General features: G+C 68.8%; 18 protein-coding genes and 1 pseudogene. 8 read left to right on the forward strand and 11 right to left on the reverse strand.

From position 1 onward, the window contains the following. The 3 genes from ON43_RS43110 to ON43_RS37415 all read right to left on the reverse strand — a co-directional run. The coding region (locus ON43_RS43110; RefSeq protein ID WP_051179816.1) for an N-acetylmuramoyl-L-alanine amidase at positions 1-1,504 on the reverse strand (1,504 nt) is incomplete at its 3' end. Positions 1,505-1,764: 260 nt separating this feature from the next. Continuing rightward, positions 1,765-2,223, reverse strand: a complete 459-nt coding sequence (locus ON43_RS37410; RefSeq protein ID WP_051179817.1) for a QcrA and Rieske domain-containing protein — start codon at positions 2,221-2,223, stop codon at positions 1,765-1,767. A 79-nt stretch (positions 2,224-2,302) separates the two neighbouring features. Further along, positions 2,303-2,860 (reverse strand): sigma-70 family RNA polymerase sigma factor, encoded by a 558-nt coding sequence (locus ON43_RS37415; RefSeq protein WP_051179819.1) that lies wholly within the window; start codon positions 2,858-2,860, stop codon positions 2,303-2,305. Between the two features lie 186 nt (positions 2,861-3,046). Here ON43_RS37415 and ON43_RS37420 point away from each other — a divergent pair, with 186 nt between their 5' ends. The 3 genes from ON43_RS37420 to ON43_RS37430 all read left to right on the forward strand — a co-directional run bounded on the left by ON43_RS37420 (position 3,047) and on the right by ON43_RS37430 (position 5,083). Further along, complete coding sequence (locus ON43_RS37420) at positions 3,047-3,427, forward strand: Rv1352/Rv1906c domain-containing protein (protein WP_040815400.1); 381 nt, start codon at positions 3,047-3,049, stop codon at positions 3,425-3,427. 47 nt (positions 3,428-3,474) lie between these two features. After that, a complete protein-coding gene (locus ON43_RS37425; RefSeq protein ID WP_040815401.1) occupies positions 3,475-4,224 on the forward strand; it encodes an SDR family oxidoreductase in 750 nt (249 codons plus the stop codon). Between the two features lie 106 nt (positions 4,225-4,330). Next, positions 4,331-5,083 (forward strand): alpha/beta fold hydrolase, encoded by a 753-nt coding sequence (locus ON43_RS37430; protein ID WP_040815402.1) that lies wholly within the window; start codon positions 4,331-4,333, stop codon positions 5,081-5,083. 59 nt (positions 5,084-5,142) lie between these two features. Here the strand turns inward: ON43_RS37430 and ON43_RS37435 are convergent, their stop codons facing one another. The 4 genes from ON43_RS37435 to ON43_RS37450 form a co-directional block, all read right to left on the reverse strand. Then, entirely contained in the window at positions 5,143-6,516 is a 1,374-nt protein-coding gene (locus ON43_RS37435; protein WP_040815403.1) for a bifunctional lysylphosphatidylglycerol flippase/synthetase MprF, read from the reverse strand. A gap of 135 nt (positions 6,517-6,651) precedes the next feature. After that, on the reverse strand, positions 6,652-7,614 hold the full coding sequence (locus ON43_RS37440) for a DUF5996 family protein (RefSeq protein WP_040815404.1): 963 nt from the start codon (positions 7,612-7,614) through the stop codon (positions 6,652-6,654). Positions 7,615-7,638: 24 nt separating this feature from the next. Then, the gene (locus ON43_RS37445; RefSeq protein WP_040815405.1) at positions 7,639-8,292 is read right to left on the reverse strand and encodes an FMN reductase; all 654 of its coding nucleotides are present in this window, start codon (positions 8,290-8,292) and stop codon (positions 7,639-7,641) included. 8 nt (positions 8,293-8,300) lie between these two features. Beyond that, positions 8,301-9,434, reverse strand: a complete 1,134-nt coding sequence (locus ON43_RS37450) for an LLM class flavin-dependent oxidoreductase (RefSeq protein ID WP_040815406.1) — start codon at positions 9,432-9,434, stop codon at positions 8,301-8,303. Between the two features lie 305 nt (positions 9,435-9,739). Between ON43_RS37450 and ON43_RS37455 the strand changes: the two genes are divergently transcribed. The 4 genes and pseudogenes from ON43_RS37455 to ON43_RS44155 form a co-directional block, all read left to right on the forward strand. Beyond that, positions 9,740-10,102: a hypothetical protein gene (locus ON43_RS37455; RefSeq protein WP_040815407.1), complete on the forward strand. Its 363-nt coding sequence runs from the start codon at positions 9,740-9,742 to the stop codon at positions 10,100-10,102. Between the two features lie 93 nt (positions 10,103-10,195). Continuing rightward, the gene (locus tag ON43_RS37460) at positions 10,196-13,633 is read left to right on the forward strand and encodes an AfsR/SARP family transcriptional regulator (RefSeq protein ID WP_051179820.1); all 3,438 of its coding nucleotides are present in this window, start codon (positions 10,196-10,198) and stop codon (positions 13,631-13,633) included. A 57-nt stretch (positions 13,634-13,690) separates the two neighbouring features. Continuing rightward, a complete protein-coding gene (locus ON43_RS37465) occupies positions 13,691-14,080 on the forward strand; it encodes a nuclear transport factor 2 family protein (RefSeq protein ID WP_040815408.1) in 390 nt (129 codons plus the stop codon). Between the two features lie 80 nt (positions 14,081-14,160). Continuing rightward, positions 14,161-16,074 (forward strand): annotated as a pseudogene (locus ON43_RS44155) (MMPL family transporter); the annotation flags it as partial. Between the two features lie 32 nt (positions 16,075-16,106). On the opposite strand, the gene ON43_RS46560 reads toward ON43_RS44155, so the two are convergent. Then, on the reverse strand, positions 16,107-17,171 hold the full coding sequence (locus ON43_RS46560) for a cobalamin-independent methionine synthase II family protein (RefSeq protein WP_040815410.1): 1,065 nt from the start codon (positions 17,169-17,171) through the stop codon (positions 16,107-16,109). A gap of 149 nt (positions 17,172-17,320) precedes the next feature. Between ON43_RS46560 and ON43_RS43115 the strand changes: the two genes are divergently transcribed. After that, positions 17,321-19,243, forward strand: a complete 1,923-nt coding sequence (locus ON43_RS43115; RefSeq protein ID WP_051179822.1) for a serine/threonine-protein kinase — start codon at positions 17,321-17,323, stop codon at positions 19,241-19,243. A gap of 166 nt (positions 19,244-19,409) precedes the next feature. Here ON43_RS43115 and ON43_RS37490 read toward each other — a convergent pair whose 3' ends face one another. Genes ON43_RS37490 through ON43_RS37500 form a run of 3 tightly spaced genes read right to left on the reverse strand, consistent with a single transcriptional unit; the run spans position 19,410 to position 22,027 of the window. Beyond that, positions 19,410-20,357, reverse strand: coding sequence for an ARPP-1 family domain-containing protein (locus ON43_RS37490; protein WP_051179823.1), 948 nt, complete (start codon positions 20,355-20,357; stop codon positions 19,410-19,412). A 12-nt stretch (positions 20,358-20,369) separates the two neighbouring features. Beyond that, a complete protein-coding gene (locus tag ON43_RS37495; RefSeq protein ID WP_040815414.1) occupies positions 20,370-20,609 on the reverse strand; it encodes a hypothetical protein in 240 nt (79 codons plus the stop codon). Beyond that, entirely contained in the window at positions 20,606-22,027 is a 1,422-nt protein-coding gene (locus ON43_RS37500; RefSeq protein ID WP_051179826.1) for a vWA domain-containing protein, read from the reverse strand. Before ON43_RS37500 ends, ON43_RS37495 begins: the two co-directional genes overlap by 4 nt. Positions 22,028-22,065: the final 38 nt, after the last annotated feature.

Raw genomic sequence — 22,065 nt, forward strand, 5'->3', positions numbered from 1 at the left:
AGTTCTTGTCGGTGCCCGGCTTCTGCGTGCCCGGATTCGCCTGCACGCCGGGGCTGGCCGGGGCCGGGGTCTGCTGACCGGCCTGCGCGCCGGGCGATTGCTGTTGCGGCGCACGCGGTTCCGGCATCGGCTGCGCCACCGGCTTGGCGGCGGGCGTACCCGGCTTGGCCGGCTGCGCCTGCGGCGCGGGCTGACCGGCCTGCGGCTGCTGACCCGACTGCGGTGCGGTCTGCGGCGGGGTGCCCGGCTGTCCCTGCTCCATCTGCAGGAACTGGTCGGCCAGCTGCTGGAAGAACTCCAGCCCCGCGTCCATCGGCGTCCCGCCCGGCTGCCCCGGGTTCGACTGCGCCGGAGCGGGAGCCTGCGGTGTCGCGGGCTGGGTCGGGGTCTGCCCCGACTGCCCGGGCACCTGAGCCTGCGGCTGGGTCTGCGGGACCTGTGCCTGGGGCTGAGTCTGCGGCAGCTGCGCCTGGGGTTGGGTCTGCGGCAGCTGCGCCTGCGGCTCGGTCTGCGGCGTCTGCCCCGGCACCTGGGCCTGCGGCGTCTGCGGTGCGGGAGCCTGCGGCACCTGGGCCTGCGCGGGCAGTCCCTGAACTTCGGCCGGCGTCGGCAAGGCGGGCGCCTGCGGCACTTGCGCCTGCGCGGGCTGCGCCGGAACCGCTTGTCCCGGAGCGGTTACCGTGTCCGAGGCCTTCTCGGTGTCGGCCGGAACCGGCACCCCGAGCAGGTACGAAGCGATGCCCGTGGTGATGGTGACCGCATGCTTGAGCTGCCCCTCCGGGGTCTCCAGCTGCTGGGCGTCCTCGGCGTTCGCGCCATTGCCCATCTCCAGGAAGACATCCGGCACGGTGGTCAGCGCGGGCCCGGCGATATCGGCGCGCGACTGCAGTCCGTCGACCGCCCCGTTGTAGGTCGCGACCTGATATCCGCTCTGCACGTACGCATCTCGCATGGCCTTCGACGCGGCCAGCCCGGCCCCGGACTGCACCTCGTTGACCTTGGCGTCGGGCACCGGCAGCTGCGGCACGATGAGGTGGAAGCCGTGCCCGTCGGCGGGCCCGCTGTCGGCGTGGATGCTGAGCGCGACGTCCGCGCCGGAGGAATTGGCGGCCTTGGCCCGTTCGTCGACGCAGCCGCCCCAGCCGGTGTCGTCGGGGCGGCTCATGACGACCTTCGCGCCCAGGCCCTCGAGCGAGGTGCGCACCAGCTGCGCGACATTCCAGTTGATGGTGTGCTCGGCGATGCCGTGCAGGCTGGTCATGCCGGTGGTCTGGCACGCCTTGGTGCCGCCGCGGCCGTCGCTGACCTGACGGTTCTCGTCCTGGGAGTGGTTGGGGCCCTGGTGGCCCGGATCCAGGAAGACCGTCTTCCCGGCGAGTTTCTGGGGCAGCTCGGGCAGCGCGGGCGCGGCCAGGGCGGCGGTCGGGACGATCCCGGCCACGGCGGTGATGGCCGCCGCGGTGACGACGGTGCATATTCCGGACTTGGTGATGCTCGGTTTCATAAGCGGACGGCGCTCGGGGCGGAGCGCCCCTCCCTTCCCACTAGTAACACCAGACCCAGCTATTCACTCAAAGCTCACACAGCACTCTGGCAACATCAGTTACCCTCTGGCAAGCTTCGTGATGGAACCGTTACATGTGGTCAGACGCCCATTAACACCAAATCAGGACGCTGGCGGGCGCATTTCAGCAAACTGCGCCGATTCAAAACGACACGCCAACTATCCCGCACCGCGCGACCGCTACCCCGACGACGCGCGGATCAGGCCGGAACGATCTTGTCCCCGTCGACTCGAATGGCCTTGGTATCCAACGCCCGCGGCGCGGGGCCGCTGGCGACGGTGCCGTCGAGATGGAAGCTGCTGCCGTGGCACGGGCACTTGATCACGCCGTCGGCCACCGCGTTCACCTTGCAGCCCAGGTGCGTGCAGGTCGACGAGAAGCCCTGGAACGTGCCCGCGGTGGGCTGGGTGATGACGGTGTCACCGGCGATGACGCCGCCGCCGACCGGGACATCCTTGGTGTAGGCCAGTTCATCGGCGTCCTGCTTCTTGGCCGCCGGGGCCTCGCCGTTCTTGGCATTGGGCGCGGCCGAGGCGGGCTGGTCGGAGCCGCTGCTGCAGCCCGCGATGGTGAGCGCGGTGGCGGCGACCGCGGTGGCGGCCAGGGCGGTGCGACGATCCACGGCGAATCCGCCGGGCGCACGGGTGGTGTCGGTCATCGGTAACTCCTCGCTTCGGAGCCGGCCCGCCGGGTGCGGGTCGGCCACTCTTGTTGGACGTGCGGGGAGCGCTACGGGTTCACGCGCTGAGGGGCAGTCGGCGCAGGGAACGCAGCGCGTAATGCACTCGGGTCTTGACGGTGCCGACCGGTATGCCCAGGTCCGCGGCGACATCCTGATAGGCGCGATCACGCAGGATGACCTGCACCACCGCGTCCCGCTGGGCCGCCGGAAGCTGGGCCAGCAGGTCGGCGACCAGCAGCCCGTCGGTCAGATCTTCCACGAAATCGGGCCGGGCGCAGTGGTTTTCGGCCTGTTCGCCGATCTCGTCCCAGCTGGCGTCGCCGGGGCGGGCGGCCCGGAAGCGGGCGGTGTCGATGAGGACGTTGCGTTCGATGGTGAGCAGCCAGGTGCGGACACTGCCCCGCTCGGGGTTGTAGCTCGCGCAAGCACGCCAGGCCCGCAGCAGGGTCTCCTGCACGGCGTGCTCGGCCAGGCCCGGATCGCCGAGGCGGCCCATGGCCCGCCAGTGCAGCAGGCCGCGATCGGCGGCGAGCACGGCCGCCAGGCCCGCGTCGGTGCACAGCCGGGCGCAGTGTGTCGCGCAGCCGGTCGCGACCGGGCGAAGACTTCCCATGCCCTGAATATCGTGGGCGGGACCGAAAGAGCATCGCCCGCGATTGTTCATTTACTCGAATCCGGGCGATTTCCCGAAAACAGACCGGAATCTCTGATAGACACCGCCCCGGGAGACGCGGGGGTCACCCGACGCCGCACGACGGGAACCGTGCGGCGCAAAGTGAGCTGCTCAGGGAGGAACACTGTGCGTGCAGGCGCGCTCGTGGCCGCGGGAGCCTTCGCTTCCGCGCTGACAATGGCCGCATCGGGAATCGCGGCCGCCGAACCGGCCACCGATATCACGGTCGACGGGACCTATGTGGTCAATGTGGATATCAAGCCGGGGATCTATATCGGCGACGGTTCGCCGGATCCGGCCAATGGTGGCTGCTTCTGGCGGCGGCTGTGGAAGATCCAGACGCCGCAGGATTATCCGGATCCGAACTACTACATCATCGCCAGCGACTTCGTCCGCACCAAGCCGGTGACGGTCGAGATCAAGGCGACCGATGTGGGGTTCTCGACCCAGAACTGCGGGGCCTGGCACCTGACGCCCGCGCAGCCGAACACCGGCTCGGCCGGATAACCCTTCTCGCGTGAAGGAAATCCGGCGGCGGGGCTAGGGTTGGCCACATGACCAGGCAGAAGATTCTCATCACCGGCGCGAGCTCCGGATTGGGTGCGGGCATGGCCCGCGAATTCGCGCGGCGCGGGCGGGATCTCGCGCTGTGCGCCCGACGGGTCGCCAATCTCGAAGAGCTGCGGGATGAGCTGCTGGCCGCCAATCCCGGGATCACGGTCGCGGTGCGCGGGCTGGATGTGGACGACCATGCGGCCGTGCCGAAGGTCTTCGAGGAGTTGCGCACCGAACTCGGCGGCTTGGACCGCGTCATCGTGAATGCCGGAATCGGCAAGGGCGCGCGCCTGGGCACCGGGCGCGCGGACGCCAACCTGGCCACCGCCACCACGAATTTCGTCAGCGCCCTGGCCCAGGCCGAAGCGGCGATGAGCATCTTCCGCGCACAGAACGCCGGGCACCTGGTGCTCATCTCATCCATGAGCGCGGTCCGCGGGCTGCCCGGCAAGAAGGCGGCCTACGCGGCCAGCAAGGCAGGCGTGACCGCGCTGGGCGAGGGCCTGGCCATCGAATTGCGCGGCACCCCGATCAAGGTCACCACCGTGCAGCCGGGCTTCATCGCCACCGACATGTCCGCCAAGGCGGGCGACGCCAAACTGGTTGCGCCCCTGGACAAGGGCGTCAACTCCATGGTCGCCGCCATCGAACGCGAGGCCGTCCGCGCCTCGGTCCCCGAATGGCCTTGGCGGGTACTGGGATTGGTGATGCCGCTGCTCCCGCGAGCAGCCATGGCACGCATGAGCTGAGGATCCCTCCGTCATTCCGGCGTGCTCTTGGCCGGAATCCACGCCTCGATCATGGATCCCGGCCAAAAGCACGCCGGGATGACGAGGGATGCCTAATATCGCGGCCATGGCGAAGTTCACCACCCATGACGGGTTGGAGCTCAACTACACGGTGTGGGAGGGCGACGGCGTTCCGGTGGTGTTGCAGCACGGAATCGTGGCCGATACCAATGCCAATTGGATGAGTGTGGGGGTGGTGGCCGCGCTGGTGAAGGCGGGGCATCACGTCATCTCGCTGGACGCGCGCGGGCACGGGCGGTCGGAGAAGCCGCACGATCCGGCCCGATACTCCTGGCGGGCAATGGCCGATGACGTGCGGGCGCTCTACGACGAGCTCGGCCTGGATCGGGTTGCACAGGTGGGCTATTCGATGGGCGGGATCATCTCGCTGCTGGTCGCCCAGGCGGACAAGCGGGTGGAGCGGCTGGTCATCGGCGGTATCGGCTCCGGCGTGGTGGACTGCGGCGGAATCGATTGGCGCGTCATCGATCCCTCCGACATCGAGACCGCCATGACCGCGGACCCGGCCGATATCGTGCCGAACGCCCGCATGTTCCGCCTGCTGGCCGATGCGCTCGGCGCCGACCGCGAGGCCATCACCCTGGTGGCGACCAGCCTGCTCGAGGCGCCGATCGAAAACCTCTCCGCCATCGCGATTCCGGCCCTCGTCCTGGCGGGTGACGCAGACCCGTTCGCGGCCGAACCCGAACGCCTCGCCGCCGCCCTCCCCGACGCGAAATGCGTCGTAGTCCCCGGCGACCACCTCGCCGCCGTCGCCGACCCGTCCTTCTCCGCAGCCCTGGTCGACTTCCTGAAGTGAGAATCCGCCGGCAATTCCCGGGGTTTCAGGGGTTTAGCCCTGAGAGTTACGAGAGTTGTTCAAAATTGCTTGCGGTGTGGCACGAATTCCAGGCTGAGCAGGGCCAGCGCCACGATCAAAACCTCACGCCAGCGCAGCAGTACGTACCGCTGATCTCCGAAAGCATTGAACTTACGCAGGAATCGGTACAGCGATTCCAACCGGATGAGCGGATCACCCGCCCGCACCGCCAGATACACCACCTGCATGGTCCGCGACCGCTGCTTGTCGGCGAAGATCTCCGGAAACGCCGCGAACGCCAGCGAGATTCGCTTGATCCCGCGCTCCCGCGCGTAATCCACCAGATCCACGATCATGCGCTCGTCGAGCCCGTTGGGCGCGTCGCGCCGCCGCCACGGAACATCCAGGCTGAGCTCCTGGCCGTTGCCGGACATGCCATAACGCTGGAATCCCACCACGCGCCCGTCGGCGTCGCGCGCCATCACCACCAGCATGCCGGGATGCCGCCCGTCGAGGAGGTGGTCGAGGATCATGGAGAAGCCGCGGGTCTGCCGCCCGTGCCCCCATTCGTCCACGATGGAGAGCAGGGTTTCGCGCTGCGGTTCGGTGAGCGCGACCTCGGGCAGGATCTCGGTGGTGACGCCGAAGTTCTTGGTGCGGCTCACCGCCTGGCGCAGATTGCGGAACTTGCGGCCCACCATGTCGAACCGGCCCACCTCGATGACCACATCGCGTCCGATGGCGATGGACCGCAGCCCGCGATGGTCGACCGCGCGCCGCTGCCAGGTCTGGCTGAGTTCCGGGCTCGCGCCCAGCACCGCGATCTTCCAGCCGTGACTGCCCGCGAAAAGCGAGAATTCGGTGAGCAATTCGGGGAACTGCCCGGCCTCGCCGATGGGATCGCCCGCGACGACGGCGATTCCGAGCCGGGCCCGGTAGGCCAGCGCCGCGGAGCCGTCGGCATTGAAGTAGTAGCTCTTGGAGGAGTGAAGCGCGAAGGGAGCCAACGGATCCCCGTGGCTGCGCCGCACCAGCTCGGCCACCCGCGGCAGCTGTTCGGGCTGAGGCTTGCTGCCCTGCGGCAGCACCAGGATCGCGCCGCTGGCCGCGAGGAAGACGAAACCGACCGCCGGGTGCTCGGTCCGGTAGCTGAAGTTGGAGATCACCAGCGTCATGGCCGCGAAGGTCAGATGCGGCAGGGTGATGGGCCGGCGCAGGTAAAGGCCCCGGGCCACGAACAGCCCCGCGAAGGAGACCGCCACGAACCAGCCGTGGTCATTGCCCTCGCGTGATGCGCGCTCGGCCGCCCACACCAGAATCACGCTGCCCAGCACCAGGGCGCCCATCAGCCCGACCCGGGTGTTGGGTCCGGCGGTGAAAGTCGTCTCCCGGTACGCGGTCAGCGTCGGATTCGGTATGCGTTCCTCACGCATCTGAGCCCCTCTCCTCCACGCGCGAAGGCCGCGCGGGCCCTCTCCCCATGGCGATCATCCCATGACTCCTCTTCGACACACTATGCCGGAGAGACGATTCGGGGCAGCCGGTTATTCCTGCGGCACCGGGCCTCGCTACTCCGGCCACCCCAGGCGGGGCGAGGTCAGCACGGGATCGGTGATGCCATTGTGGCAGGCCAGGCCGACAGCGTCCCAGCCCGCGAGACGCGAGCCCGCTTCGTAAGCGGATTGAAAGAAATCCATGGCCGTGCCGATCGGATCGGAAGCAGTGCGGACGTCGTCATAGGGCAGGTAGGCGTTGTGGCCGGAGCCCGAGGGCATCCATTTCGCGGTGGCCGGGCGCAGCGGCTGATCGCTGAGTCCGGCGGGTTCGGGTGCGGTGTAGGAGTAGAACGTCGGCGCGGGGACCTTGTCGTCGCCGAACCAGAAACCGGCACTGATCACCTCGCGCGAATACGCCTCGCGGGTGACCGGATCCACACTGTCGGGCATGGCGATCTTGCGGTCGGAGAAGCGCTGCACCGCGAGATCGAAGGTGTGCCAGAAGACCTGGACCGGGGAGATCTTGCCGGAGTACGTGGCGCTGAAGCGCTCCAGGATCCGGCCCACCTGGCTCTGCACGTGAAAGGCGCGCTGGGCGGCGGCGGGATCGTAGGTGTGGTGTTCCTCGTCCTCGTCGAAGGGCCGCCCGTGGTCGGGCAGGTCGAACGGGGTGGGATGCGCGAGCACCACGTCCACGCCGAGATTGCGCAGGCTGTTCATGGTCTCGCCGTAGAAACTGGCCACCGATTGCCCGGTCAGCGGCACCTCTTCCTGCGTGCCGCGGTCGTTGGACAACCGCAGCACATGGTCGAAGAAGTCGAAGGCACAGGTGAATACGGGCCCTTCACTGGCCGTGCCCAGGGGCACGGTGGTCCAGCCGCGGGCGGTCAACCGGTAGGTCATATGCCACCAGTGATTGCGTCTGATGCCCTTGGCCAGGGCCACCTTGCCGATGATCTGGGCGTAGCGGTGCAGGGTTTCCTTGGTGGGCCGCCACGAGTCGAGCGGGATGGCGGGCAGCAGTTCCTCGGCCATTCGATCACTCTAGCTATCGGATGGCTATCGACCGTCTCCGGCGTGCCCGGCCAGCAGTTCGCTGAACGGGCGCACCGCGCCGACCCGGTTGCCCGAGGTGCGGTGGCGGACCGGTTCGTCCTGCAGGAAGCCCTGCACGGCGACCGGTTCGGCGACGATGAGCTGAGCCAGTTCCGACGCCGCCCGGTGGATGCGCTCGGTCAGCCCGGTCGAGCCGAAATCCTCGGTGGCGGCGAAGACACCGGTCGGCACGACCACCGCGCGCAGGTAGCCGAACAGCGGCCGCATGGCGTGGTCCAGCACCAGGGAATGCCGGGCGGTGCCCGCGGTGGCGGCGATGAGAACCGGCATGCCGCTGAGTGATTCGGTGTCCAGGATGTCGACGAACATCTTGAACAGTCCGCTGTAGCTGGCGGTGAACACCGGCGACACCGCGATCAGGCCGTCCGCGTCGGTCACCTTCTCGCGTGCCGTGGCCACGGCGGGCGTGGGCAGGCCGGTGGTCATGGTGGTGGCCAGATCGCTTGCCAGTTCCCGCAATTCGATCACCTCCACCTCGAGGTTCTCCCCGCGCCCGCCCACCGCCGCGGTGACCGCGGCGGCGAGCTGGTCGGCGAGCAGCCGGGTGGACGAGGGCTGCGAGAGCCCGGCGGTCAGCACTACCAGTTTGCGACTCACGTTCGTCCTCAATTCTTTTCGGCGAGCACGTGCTCGCGGGCGGGCTCGACCAGGTGGTGCGGGGCGTCGGGACCGGCGGCCACCAGCGACGCGTGGGTGGGCGGATCGCTCGGCACGTTGGCCGGGCGGCGCGCCTCGAATTCCTTGCGCAGCACCGGAACCACTTCCTTGCCCAGGATCTCGACCTGCTCCAGCACCATGTCCAGCGGCAGGCCCGCGTGGTCCATGAGGAACAGCTGCCGCTGGTAGTCGCCGACATTGTCGGCGAAGCCCAGGGTGCGTTCGATGACCTGCTCGGGGGTGCCGACGGTGAGCGGGGTCAGTTCGGTGAAGTCCTCCAGCGACGGGCCGTGGCCGTAGACGGGCGCATTGTCGAAGTAGGGCCGGAAGATTCGCTTGGCCTCGGCCTCGGTCTCGGCCATGAAGGCCTGCCCGCCCAGTCCGACGATGGCCTGCTCGGCCGCGCCGTGGCCGTAGTGCTCGAAGCGGCGGCGGTAGAGGGTCACCATCTGCTTGGTGTGCTCGGGATTCCAGAAGATGTTGTTGTGGAAGAAGCCGTCACCGTAATAGGCGGCCTGCTCGGCGATTTCGGGCGAGCGGATGGAGCCGTGCCACACGAACGGCGGGGTGCCGTCCAGCGGTGCGGGCGTCGAGGTGTAGCCCTGCAGCGGGGTGCGGAACTTGCCCTCCCAGTTGACGGTTCGCTCGCGCCACAGCCGCCGCAGCAGGTGGTAGTTCTCGATGGCCAGCGGGATGCCGTCGCGAATGTCCTTGCCGAACCAGGGGTACACGGGTCCGGTGTTGCCGCGACCCATCATGAGGTCGACCCGGCCGCCGGCCAGATGCTGCAGCATGGCGAAGTCCTCGGCGATCTTCACCGGATCGTTGGTGGTGATCAGCGTGGTCGCGGTGGACAGCGCTAACTTTTCGGTCTTGGCCGCGATGTAGCCGAGCATGGTGGTCGGCGAGGACGGGACGAAGGGCGGGTTGTGGTGCTCGCCGGTGGCGAAGACGTCGAGGCCGACCTCCTCGGCCTTGAGGGCGATCGCGACCATGGCCTGGATGCGCTCGGCCTCGGTCGCGGTCCGGCCGGTGGTGGGGTCCATGGTGACGTCACCGACGCTGAATAGTCCGAACTGCACGGGTCCTCCTGTGGTCGCTTCCACACTTGGTGGATATGGCAACCAGATGAACATAGGCCGTCACGAGGGTATTCCGGGCCCGTCAGGGGCGTGATTCACGCCACTCCCGCGCATGTCGGGCAACCCGTGCGGCGGGTCCGGAATTCGCGCGGCACCTGCCACATTCACCCCTCCGAGGACTGCGGAGTACCCGCAATCTACTTGCGGGTACAGCGAAATACTCAGTAGTGCAAGATCTTTCGACGTATCCTGAACATTCCCCGCGCAACGCCGGAGATGTCGAGCATGGACAGGGGGTAGATCCAATGGCGGACAATACCGTCGGTACGGCATACGCCGTTGTCGTGACCGCGGTCGCCGATCCTATGCAGGTGGAGGGCCTGGAATGGGATTGTGCGGTGGAATACCTGCCCAGCATCGACTCCCATCTCATGCGGAAGTGGGTCCGCGCCCAGGAGGCGGGCCCCGGCGCGCGCCGCGGGGTGGTCATCCCCGGCCCCCACCGCCGCGTGACCCCGCGCCACCCGTACCGCGAGGTCTGCGTCCCGTCGGCCGAATACCAGCTGTTCAGCGCGGCCGTCCGCACCAACCGCCGCCGGGCGATGGCCACCACCTGCCCCGAAGAGGAGGCCCGTCAGCGAACCCGCCTGGTGTCCTCGACACGTTGACGCCGCGCGATCCCGAAGAGAGCAGGGGCTCCCACGGATCCGCGCACACCTTCGCATTCCCTGTGCGCCGAGGGCGCGTGCCAGACTCGCGGTGTGCGCATCGCGATTCTCGGCCCGCTGGAGGTGACGGCCGATGACGGCCCGGTGCCCGTGGCCGGAACCCGGTTGCGCGGTCTGCTGATCCGGCTCGCCCTGAATCCCGGGCGGCCGGTGAGCGTCGGCGCGCTGGTGCGGGACCTGTGGCCCGAGCGCACCCCGAAGCGGCCCGAACACGCTCTGCACGAACTGGTTTCCCGGCTCCGCCGCACACTGCCGGAGGACGCCGCGATCCGATTGGAGGCGGGCGGCTACCGCCTGGACGTGGCGGCATTGTCGGTAGACGCCATCCGCTTCGAGCGCCTGGTACGCGGCGGACTGCTGAGCATCGATCGCGGTGACCCCTCCCGCGCGAGCCACCAACTGCGCGAGGCACTCTCACTCTGGCGCGGCCCCGCCCTATCCGACATCACCGACCTCCCCTTCGCCGCGGCCGCCGCCACCCGCCTCGAAGAACTACGCATCACAGCCACAGAATCGGCCCTGGCCACCGAACTCCCCACCCGCCCCGCCGATCCCCTCCTCCTCGCCGAACTCGAAGACCTCATCACCCTCCGCCCCCTCCGCGAACGCCTACGCCTCCTACACATCCGAGCCCTCCACGCCGCCGCCCGCACCCCCGACGCCCTCGCCGCCTACGACCGCTACCGCACCCTGCTGGCCACCGAACTCGGCACCGACCCCGGCCCGGACCTGACCGCCCTCCACCTCAGCCTCCTCCGAGGCGAACCGGAGGCAGCGCAGCCGGACTCATCGATCGGTCGGCAAAGCAGGTCGGACGATTCCGGGCCGCGGTCGGCGGGTGAGCTCTACTTCTCGTCCGCGGAATCTCGCGAACCCGCGGCGCCACCCACTGCCGCGGGTGGCGATTCCGAGGTGGTTTCAGCACCGGCGGGAGGGTTTGGTTCGGCGCCGGAGGCGCGGGTGCGGTTGCGGGCTCCGTTGACGAGTTTTGTGGGGCGGGAACGAGAGTTGGGCGAGGTGGGGGCGCGACTGACGCGGGCTCGGCTGGTGACGCTCGTCGGTCCGGGTGGGGCCGGGAAGACGCGGCTGGCCGTCACCCTGGCCGGGGCATCGGGTGGGCGGTTTCCGGGCGGGGTGGGACTGGCGGAATTGGCGGGTGTGAGCGATCCGGCGGATCTGCCGCACGCGGTGGCCGCCGGTCTGGGTGTGGCGATGTCGCGGACTTTCGAGCCGTCGGACGCGGATCCCGTTGGGCTGCTGGCTGAGGCGCTGCCCAACGCGCCCACGCTGCTCGTGTTGGACAACTGTGAGCATCTCGTCGAGGCAGTGGCGCGGTTCGCGGAGGATCTGCTCGGGCGCGTGCCGGAGCTGCGGGTATTGGCGACGAGTCGACAGCCGCTGGGGATCATCGGGGAAACACTGTGGGAGACCGCACCTTTGGAGGTTCCACCGCCGGGTGCGCCGGAGTCCGGGAACTATCCGGCGGTGCGGCTGTTTCTCGACCGGGCGGCAGCCGTGCGCGCAGATCTCGTCATCACCGGGACCGATCTCGACACGGTGGCCGACATCTGCCGCGATCTCGACGGCCTGCCGCTGGCGATCGAGCTCGCCGCCGCCAAGCTGCGCGTCATGCCGCTGGATACCCTGCGCGCCCGGTTGGGTAATCGGTTCGGCGTGCTGGCGAATGGGAGCCGGACCGCACTCCCCCGTCATCGCACGCTGCGCGGCGTATTGGACTGGGACTGGCACCTTCTCACCGATCCCCAGCGGACGGCATTGGCCCGCTTGTCGGTGTTCGCCGCGCCCTTCACTCCGACGGCGGTCGCCGCACTCGACGTAACCATCACCGAACTCGAAGCGCTGCTGGATAAGTCGTTGCTACAGCTGCTCGCGGACGACGCACCGCCCGACCCGAGTCTGCCGTCCCCTCGACCGCGTTACCGCATGCTCGAATCGGTGCGCGAGTACGGGCTCGAAAAGCTCACCGCCCAATGCGATCTCCTCGCGGCGCGCTCCGGCCACGCTGCCTACTATCTCGAGTTGGCCGAACGCGCTCAGCCCGCGCTGCGCGGTCGCGACCAACTCGCCTGGCTACACTTGCTCGACGCGGACCGCGGCAATCTGATTGCCGCCCTGCGCTTCTCCCACGAGTCGGGCGACGCCGAGACCGCCGCCCGCCTCGGCTCGGCGCTCGGCATGTACTGGGCCCTGCGCGGCGCGCATGCCGAGGCGGTCGCCATGCTTCGGCCGGTCCTACACCTGCCGACCGACCGCCCCTACCCGCCCTTGGCCGCTGCCTTCGCGCTGCACTCCCTGCTGGCAGCCCAGGCGTCGGAACTCACCGCCGCCACCGCCGACATCCGCCGCTGGATCGGCACGACCCCAACCGATTCCGATACCGGCGCCGATCGTGCGTCCGCGATGCAGCGATGTGATGCGGCCACCATCTCCGCCGCAGACGGAGAGACCGGTCCGGCAACGTCACCTCACGGCGGTCCGAGTGGCGACGGCGCCGCCGAATTGGCCTGGGCGCTGGTGGAATTGGCGGCCGAGCGGTTGCCCGACGGGCTGGCTGTGGTCGAGCCGTGGCTGGGGCATTCGGATGCGTGGACGCGGGGGATGTTCTGGCTGGCGCGGTCGTTTCTGCATGCCAATGACACCGGGGTGGGCGCGCTGGAGGAGGATTTGCGGACGGCTGCGGAGTGTTTCGAGGAGTCCGGGGAGCGGTGGGCTCGGACGACTGCGCTGACGTTTTTGGCGTTCACTCGCGCGACGCTCGGGGATTTCGATGGTGCTACCGCGGCGATCGCGGCGGCGTTGGAGGCCGCGAAGTCGCTGGGACATGCTGTCACGCTGAGGATTTGGCTGGTGATGGTGCGTTTGCATACCGGGGATGTCGCGGTTGCGCGGGAGGATCTGGCCGCGGTGCTGGGCGAGCCGTTGTCGGCGGGTGATGAGGTGATGGCGCACTTGATGGCGGCGGATATCGCGCGGTTCGAAGGTGATTCGGCGGAGTCGGCGCGGCTGCTGGGTGTGGTCGAGGCCGATCTGAATCGGGTGATGAGCGAGGACCGCTCGTACCGGGCGATGTTCGGGCTGCGCATGGGGTTGTTGCGGGCGGCCGAGGGGCGGGTCGCGGCGGCGGCCGCGCACTGCGCCGACGCCTGGGCGAGCGCGGTGGCGACCCGCGATATGCCGATGGCGGCCGAGGTGAGCGTCGGCGTGGCGCGGACGTGCCTGGCCGCCGGGCTGGCAGCGGAGGCGGCGCGAGCATTGGGAGCCGGGCACGCCATGCGTGGCGCTCCGGATGCCCGATACCCCGATGTCGTCTCGCTCCGAACGGAACTGGACGCGGTTCTCGGGATCGAGGCGGCGGCGACCGCCTATGAGCACGGCCGCTCGCTCCCCCGAGCCGAGGCCATGGCCGCGCTGGAGTCGTGCCTGGCGGCGGCGCGAACCCACGGCGTGTGAGCGGTCGTATGAGCGGGATGTGAGCCGCCTGTGAGGGCGGGCCCGCACCGTGGCCGCATGCGAAACGAATCCGACCTCCACGAGTACCTGACCGCCTACCCCCATGAGATGGCCTTCGGCGACGAGGACCCGGCCACCGTGGTCGACCGCTGGTTCTCCCCCGATATCGACTTCCGCAACGACGGCCTCCACCTGACCCGCCAGGCCCTGGTCACCCACGCCCGCCCGGCCCGCACGAACGCCGAATCGGTGCGCGTCCAGGTGCATCGAGCCCTCATCTCCGGCGATTCCATCGCCGCCCACTACACCCTGCACGCCACCCTTCGCAGCACCGGCCCCACCGCCACCGAGATCTGCATGATCGGCCGCCTGGCTCCCGACGGCCGCATCGCTCGGATCGATCAGCTGACCCGCTCGGTGCCGGTGGAACCGGAGGTCGCGCGATGAGGCTGTGGCGCCGAATCGTCTGGGTGGCCATCGCGTTCTGGGTGGTGGCGATCGTGGCCATGGGTGGGCTGGCCGGAAAAATGGGCTCGGCGGAGAAGAACGATGCCACCACATGGTTGCCGAATAGCGCTGAGTCGACCAAGGTTTCGGCGCTGACCGCCGAATTCACCGGCAAGGATGTGTATCCGGCGGTGGTCGTCTACGACCGCGACGGTGCGGCCCTCAGCCCGGTGGATCAGGCCCGGGCGGCCTCCGACGTCGGGCGATTCGCGGTGCTGCCGGAGGTCCGCGGGCCCATCGCGGGGCCGGTGCTGTCCGAGGACGGCAAGGCGATCCAGGTGGTGGTGCCGATCACCGTGGGGGCCAAGGGAATCAACGACACCTTGCCGGCGGTGAAGTCGATGCGCGCGCTGGTCTCGGACTCGGGAATGCGGGTGCATGTCACCGGCCCGGCGGGCTACGGAGCCGATTCGGCGGACGCGTTCGCCGCGGTGAATTCGACGCTGCTGTATGTGACCATCGCGATCGTCGTGGTGATCCTGCTGATCACCTATCGCAGTCCGGTGCTGTGGCTGCTGCCGTTGCTGTGCGTCGGCGTGGCGCTGACCATTGCGCAGGGTTTGATCTACCTGCTGGCCGCGCATGCCGGTCTCACGGTGAACGGCGACACCGAATTCCTGCTCACCGTACTGGTTTTCGGTGCGGGCACCGATTACGCGCTGTTGCTCACCGCCCGCTATCGGGAGGAACTGCGCCGCCACGAGAACCGCTATGCGGCCATGGCCACCGCGATCCGCCGGGCCGGTCCGGCGATCGCCGCCAGCGCCGTGACGGTGGCGTTGAGCCTGCTCTGCCTGACGGTCGCGGATCTGAATTCCACCAAGAGTCTGGGACCGGTCATGGCGACCGGGGTGATCGTCAGCTTCGCGGTGCTCACCACCCTGTACCCCGCGCTGCTGGTGCTGTGCGGACGGTGGATATTCTGGCCCGCCACACCACGTTTCGGTGATCCGGAACCGACCGGCGGACGTCGGGGCCGCGGCCTCGCTCGTCTGACGGCGGCCCACCCGCGCCGGGTGTGGCAGGTGACGGCGGCCGGGCTCGCCGTCCTGGCCCTGGGATTGTTCGGGCTGCACGCGTCGGGTTTGCAGGCCCAGGATACTTTCCGCACGCGTCCGGACGCGGTGGTCGGCGAGCAGGTCCTGCTCCGCCACTTCCCGGGCGGATCCGGTAATCCACTGCAGATCGTCGGACCGGCATCCGACGGGGATCGCCTGCGCGATCTGGCATCGGGAGTGCCTGGTGTAGTCGAGGTTTCGGCACCGACGCGCATTGGCGATCTGGCCTATCTCGAGGCCACACCCGCCGACGTGGCGGGCACTGATGCGGCGTTCGCCACGGTGGAGCGTCTCCGCTCGGCGGTCCACGCCGTGCCCGGAGCCCTGGTGGGCGGCGGCAGCGCAGTGGTCCTGGACACGTTGCATTCCTCCCGCCACGACCGCAATATCGTTGTGCCACTGGTGCTGTCGGTGGTTTTCCTGATCATGGCGGTGCTGTTGCGGGCACTGGTCGCACCCGCACTCGTACTGGCGACGGTCGTCCTCTCCCTGGCGGCGGCCCTCGGCGTCAGCGCACTGGCCTTCGACAAGGTCCTCGGCTTCGCGGGCGCGGATCCGGCATTTCCGTTGTGGGCCTTCGTCTTCCTGATCAGTCTGGGCATCGACTACTCGATCTTCCTCATGGCCCGCGTCCGCGAGGAGACCGCCCGGCACGACACCGCGACGGCCACCGCGATCGCCGTCCGTACCACCGGCGGCACCATCACCGCCGCCGGTGTCGTCCTGGCCGGGACCTTCGCCGCCCTGCTCACCCTCCCGCTGGTGCTGGCGGCGGAGATCGGGTTCGCGGTGGCCTTCGGTGTCCTGCTGGATACCTTCGTGGTCCGGACGATCCTGGTCCCGGCCCTGGCCATCGATCTCGGCGAGCGCCTCTGGTGGCCGCGCCGGCGAAACGGGCTACCCGCCGATCACATCCCCAGCAAGGCGGATGCGGCTGCGGTGCCCTCCACGCGGGCGCGGATCTTCGCGAATGCTGTTTCGCGCGAGGTGGATACGTCGTCGCCGAAGGGCGAGAATCCGCAGTCGTCGCAGGTTCCGAGACGGTCTGCGGGCAGGTAGCGCGCGGCGGCGAGCACCCGGTCACGGACCTGATCGGGTGTCTCCACCACCGGATCGATGGGGTCGATGACGCCGATGAAGACCGTAGCGTCATTCGGCAGGTACTCACCGATGATGCTCAGCACCCGCTCGGGATCGGCCTCACTGGCCAGTTGCACGTAGAACCGGCCCGCGCGCATCCGGAACAGCTTGGGCAGCAGGCCCGCGTAGTCGACATCGAGGCTGTGCGACGAGTCCTGATCGCTGCCGGGGCAGGTGTGGATGCCGATCCGCTGTCGCTCGGCCGTCGTGAAGCGGTCGAGCACACGGTTGTTCAGCTCGATGAATTGATCGAGCAGCTCGCCCGAGGGGTCGAGTTTGAGCGAGAGCCGCCCCTCGGTGAAGTCGAGTTGCACCGAGTCCGCGCCCGCGTCGAGGGCGGCGCGGATATCGGCCTCCGACTGGTCCATCAGATCGGAGAGGAACCGTTCGCGCGGATAGTCGTCGATGCCGCCGGGCGGGTACAGCAGGCTCAGCGCGGAGGGCGCGATCACCGCCTGCTTCACCGGCTTGGTCGCGAACTTCTGCGCCGCACGCAGATACGACGCGGCGAAGGTGCCGTAGCGGAACGGCCCGGCGGTGAGCTTCGGCAGCTGCCGGGTGTGACCGTCCGCGAAGGGAATGACCGCGCCGTCGGGGCTCAGGTTCGAGCGGCCCGTCAGGGGGTAGGTCGCGAAACTGGGTTTGCTCTGTTCGCCGTCGGTGACGATTGGCGAACCGGCGGCCTCCATTTGCGTGATCGTTTCGCGCACCGCCGCCTCGTACAGCCCGGCCAGTGCGGCATCGTTGATTCGCCCGGATTGATGTTCTTGAATTCCGTTCAGCAACTGCGACGGACGAGGAATGCTACCAATCGGTTCGGTCGGCAAGGACATGAGCGCGCTCCCATCGATGTGGTTGAGCTGGCTAGATCTCTTGACGCCCTCAACTTTCCGCCGCCACGCGTCGAAATGTCAACGGCCGGAGCTCGGCTGAACCGTTGACCGCCTCTGGGTCGTTATTCGATAAAGGGGAAGCAGGTCGAATGGCAAGTCCACACCAAATCCTAACGATCGGTTCGTTTTTCGGCCCCTACCGGCTGGACCGCCTCATCGGGCGCGGCGGGATGGGCGAGGTGTATCAGGCGTACGACACGGCGAAGGATCGTGTCGTCGCGATCAAGGTGCTGCCGGAGCGGCTGGCACAGGATCCGGTGTATCGGCAACGGTTTCAACGGGAATCGCATGCGGCGGCCCGGCTGCGCGAGGCGCACGTGGTGCCCATCCACGACTACGGGGAGATCGACGGACGGCTCTACATCGATATGCGCCTGGTCGACGGCGAGAACCTGCGTGAGCTGCTGGACCGCACCGGCCCCTTGTCGCCCGCGACCACGGTGGAACTCGTCCGGCAGATGGCCGCCGCACTCGACGCCGCGCACGGGGACGGGCTGCTGCACCGCGACGTGAAACCGGACAACATACTGATCACCCGGGACGGGTTCGCGTATCTGGTGGATTTCGGCATCGCGCAGTCGGCGACCGACGAGAGCCTGACCACCGACGGTTCCGCGCTCGGTTCCTTCCGCTACATGGCACCCGAGCGGTTCAGCACCCGCGACTTCACTCCGGCCGCCGACGTCTACGCGCTCACCTGTGTGATGTTCGAATGCCTCACGGGCACAAGGCCGTTTCAGGGCGGTACCAACGTCTCGCTCATGCGCGCGCACCTGTTCGACCAGCCGCCCCCGCCGAGTGCGTTGCGGCCCGGCGTGCCCGCGGCCTTCGACGCGGTGGTCGCGCGCGGCCTGGCCAAGAATCCGAACGACCGGTTCGGCACGGCGGGCGAACTGGCCGCGGCGGCACAGGAGGCGACTTCGAAATCCGATGCGCCCCCGGCTCATTCCGGCCGAACGCTCGGCGGGTGGATCCGTCTGGTCGCGAGCATGGTGTTCGCCCTCGTCCTGGTCGCCGCGTCGATCGGGTTCGCGGGCTGGGCGGCCATGCGGCCGAAAGTGGCGGGCACGGCGGTGGCGGACGCCAAGGCCTTGACCGGACCCGATATCGAACTGCTCTCGACGGTCAATGCCGTCGGATACAAGCGCGCCAACTGCACGCACAACCAGCTCGACGAATCCATGCTCGCCTTCTTCACCTGCGAGGCCAATCCGGCCACGAATGAGCCGTTCGCACAGTTCATCCGGTTCCGCGGTGTCGACCAGTTGCGCGCGTTCCACACCACGGTCTTCCTCGGCCAATTCCACGGCGGAGTCTGCACCGGCGATGCGCCCGGCGTCGATGCGCCCGCGCTGGTCGCCGGTAAGGAAATCGGCCGCAGAGCGTGTTTCCTGGACACCGCCAGCTCGGCGACCGCGCCGCCGCCGGGTCTGGAATTCACCGACGAGTCCGCGGTGGCGATGGCCATCTTCGTCTGGGACCGCACCGACAGCACGAGGTACCGGGATTACTACGCCAAACAGGACGCCAACGTATTCCTCAGCGGCGAGAATGTGCCCGGCGATCCCGACTCGTTCACCGACGCCGACCGCGCCCTGCTCGGATACGCCGGTAATGACTACCGCCGCACCAACTGTCGGCATGCGAAGCCGGGTGACAACCAGAACGCGGCGTTGGTGTGCGGCACCCCCGACTCGGCGACGATTCTGTATGGTTTCGCCTACAACAGCGGACCCAGATCGTGGTACGAAACCGGCCTCGCCACCGCGTCACCCCACGCTTGCGGCAGCAAGACCGGTGCGGACAATGTGTGGCGCCGGGCCAATGCCGCTGTGGGACGGTTCTTCTGCTTCACCGATACCGAGGAGAAGCCGCCCCGCCCCTGCCTGGTGGCGGAGCGTGACGATCTGCCGCTGGCGGTACTGCTGTGCACTCTGGATCCGGACGATCCGCAAACCGGGCCGAAGACGGAAGCCGAATTGCTCACCTGGTTCCAGCGGAATTTCGGCTAGGACGGCATTTATGAGTAAGTACGGGACAGGTGGCCGGCGCGGTGGCGGGGCGTTGTTCGCTTAACAGGCGATTCGTCTTGATCTGGAATCAAGGTGGATCCCGCCGTGCCCGGCTCAGTTCCCGTACTCACTATTCAATGCGCTATCGAGTTGTGGCGCAACCTATTTAATGGACCGCGAAAAGCGAGGCGTAAACCGGGCGGTCGTGCTCGGTCACCACCTGGCCGGCGACCTGCGTACCGGTGAGGGTGTGCAGGCGCAGGTCGAGGTGACGCTCCTGCTCGACGCTGTACATCTCGGTGTCGGCGGGCATCCAGTCGCGCAGGGATTCGGCATGCCGCTCGCGGCCGCGCTCCAGTTCGTTGCGCAGTTCCGCGAGATCGCGCGCCTCGAAAGGCTGCGGCTCGACGTGCGGCGGCTCTGCCCGCCAGGCCGCGACGCCATAGGCGAAGCACACCAACGGCATCCACATCTCCGCGAAGTAGCGCGGATCGGGAGCGATCTCCAGGCCCGCGAACTTCTCGCCGACGAAGAACAGCGCGCCCAGCTGGCCGGGCAGCAGTTCCAGACGGCTGCGGAACTGGGTGAGCACCGCACGCTTGCGCGTGAGGATCTGCTCCAGGTGCCCGCGCGGCGGCAGCCCGTACCGGCTGTTCACGGCCGAGATATCGCCCCACAGCTTGGAATACCCGGGCTTGCCGCGCAGTGCGAGCGCCTTGGCGCGCAGCTCCATCGGCAGCACGAAGAACCACTGGTCGCGCCCCTGCAGGTACCCGCCCTGGGCGGCCTGCACGCAGCAGGCGTCCTCGAACAGCCGGGTCTCCCCCGTGCTCAGCAGGGCCGCCGAGCACAGCGCGTGATTCTGCGCCCCCTCCTGGATGTAGCCGATGTGCAGCGGCACGATGGCCACCCCGGAGGGCGCGCCATTGTGCAGCTCCACACTGCCGTATCCGACAACGCGATTCAGCTTCAGCCCGGAGCGCGGCGGCACGATGCCGGGCCGCTCGGGCCCGAAGATCGGCACGGCGGTGAGCGCGCCCGCGACCTGCGGTGCGCCCAGCGCGTACCCGGCCAGGTCGACCGGCGCACGCACCAGGGTGTCGAGTCGCTTCATGGTGGGAACTCCTTATCCGGCCCGTTCGGCCGGGTTGTGCGCGAGCACGTCGAGCTCGGTGATCAGGGGACGCTCGAACCAGATCGGCCCGCCCAGCCGGACGACCGCGTCGAGGACGCGGACCAGCCGGGCGCCGGGCCCGGCCGAGCGATGCTGTCGCGCAGCACTTTCCGGGATGTGATCCGTGCCGGGCTCCGGCACGAGCCGCCCGCGGGGACACCCGGGGCGAATGACGTTGTCGAGCAGGGTCATCCGGTCACTCCTTCCAGGCGAGCGTCGAGGTAACGGTGGGCGGCCGCGCGGAGCCAGTCCGCGCCCGCGGGGGTGCGGGCGAACAGCCAGGGCAGCAGGGCGGCGAAATCGTCCTGGTGCCAGAATCCGGTGGTCGGCAGGGCCGGCGCCGGATCGCGCAGGGTGCGGTCGTCGCTGCCGGTGAACATGGCGCGGCACACCATGATCGGGGTCCGCACACCTATGGCCGACAGGGTCGCCGCGACCCGGGCCAGATCGCCGGGTAGCCGGTTCTCGTAGCCGTCGGTCACGACGATCACCAGATCCGGTGTGCCGGAATCGGTCTCCTCCCCCGTGGTCTGCGGATCCTCGACGACAACACGTGCGGGCGCGACGTTCGGTTCACCGAACGGTCCCTCGGGATTCGCACCCGGCCCCGGACCGTCCGTCGCGACAACGGTTTCGAGCGCGTCCAGCACGCCCGTCGCCAGATCGGTCGCGGCGGACTGCCCGGCCCCGACCTCGATCACGCTGAGCCGTGCGCACACCCGATCGAGCACCAGGCGCAGCGCCTCGGCCTGCGAGAGCAGCGCCCATTCGCGCTCGCCGTAGCCGCGCATGGACTCCGACGTGTCCAGGACCAGGGCGACGTGGCCGGGCAGGCGCGGCACGGCGCGCGTGGCCGCGGCGACGTAAGCGGTGAGCGCGGAACCCAGCTCGTGGGCCGAGCCGCCGCGGAAGAGGTGGACCAGGGTCGCCGCGATATCGCCGCGGTTGGTGACGGTGACGATGGGCTCGCGCACGCGGACCGGCTCCAGCGGTGCGACGGGCTCGGTGAGCATGGGCACGCCGTGGGTGCCGGGTGCGTAGAGCTGACGCACGCGCTCGAGCGCTTGAACCGGATTCGTGGTGAACCGCAGCAGCTTTCGATGCAGTTCGGGCGAGTCGACATCACCCTCGGTGATCAGCCGCAGGCAGCCGCGTGCGGTGTTCTTGCCGAGCGCGTGCTCGAAGCAGTCCACCAGCGCCGGGCGGCGGGCGGCGATGAGCAGTTCGGCGTCCGGGTGGTCCAGGACGAAGGTGAGGATGGCGCGGGTGACGTGCTTGTGGTTCGCACGCAGGCGGCGGGCGGCCAGCAGCACGGTGATGACCTGCGCGGGCGGCAGTCCGAAAATCAGTGCGCGCGTGGCCTTGTCGAGGATCACGCGGGTGGCCTGGGGCAGGTCGGCGCGCGAGGCGAGCAGCGTCTGCAGCAGGACACGGGCGCGCTGGCTCTCGTGCACGCCGGGCACGAGCGCGAGCAGCAGATACCGCTCGGGATCGGCGGCGTGGGCGGCCCGGTGGAATTCCGCGTCGCCCCACGACACGACACCGGCCCGGGACAGCGTCAGGGGCGCGCCGTGGGTGCGGAGGTGGTCGAGAATTACTGCGGTGTTCACCCATCGAGTATGGGAGCGCCGCACCCGGGAAATCCATT

Source organism: Nocardia concava NBRC 100430, from assembly GCF_000308815.1.
Taxonomy (GTDB): Bacteria; Actinomycetota; Actinomycetes; order Mycobacteriales; family Mycobacteriaceae; genus Nocardia; species Nocardia concava.

Coding starts and splice junctions, on each gene's coding strand:
- ON43_RS37440 (WP_040815404.1), bottom strand. CDS start 7,614: ATGGCCGAGGAACTGCTGCCCGCCATCCCGCTCGACTCGTGGCGGCCC.
- ON43_RS43115 (WP_051179822.1), top strand. CDS start 17,321: ATGGCAAGTCCACACCAAATCCTAACGATCGGTTCGTTTTTCGGCCCC.
- ON43_RS37425 (WP_040815401.1), top strand. CDS start 3,475: ATGACCAGGCAGAAGATTCTCATCACCGGCGCGAGCTCCGGATTGGGT.
- ON43_RS46560 (WP_040815410.1), bottom strand. CDS start 17,171: ATGTCCTTGCCGACCGAACCGATTGGTAGCATTCCTCGTCCGTCGCAG.
- ON43_RS37435 (WP_040815403.1), bottom strand. CDS start 6,516: ATGCGTGAGGAACGCATACCGAATCCGACGCTGACCGCGTACCGGGAG.
- ON43_RS37465 (WP_040815408.1), top strand. CDS start 13,691: ATGCGAAACGAATCCGACCTCCACGAGTACCTGACCGCCTACCCCCAT.
- ON43_RS37430 (WP_040815402.1), top strand. CDS start 4,331: ATGGCGAAGTTCACCACCCATGACGGGTTGGAGCTCAACTACACGGTG.
- ON43_RS37495 (WP_040815414.1), bottom strand. CDS start 20,609: ATGACCCTGCTCGACAACGTCATTCGCCCCGGGTGTCCCCGCGGGCGG.
- ON43_RS37455 (WP_040815407.1), top strand. CDS start 9,740: ATGGCGGACAATACCGTCGGTACGGCATACGCCGTTGTCGTGACCGCG.
- ON43_RS37410 (WP_051179817.1), bottom strand. CDS start 2,223: ATGACCGACACCACCCGTGCGCCCGGCGGATTCGCCGTGGATCGTCGC.
- ON43_RS37415 (WP_051179819.1), bottom strand. CDS start 2,860: ATGGGAAGTCTTCGCCCGGTCGCGACCGGCTGCGCGACACACTGCGCC.
- ON43_RS37490 (WP_051179823.1), bottom strand. CDS start 20,357: ATGAAGCGACTCGACACCCTGGTGCGTGCGCCGGTCGACCTGGCCGGG.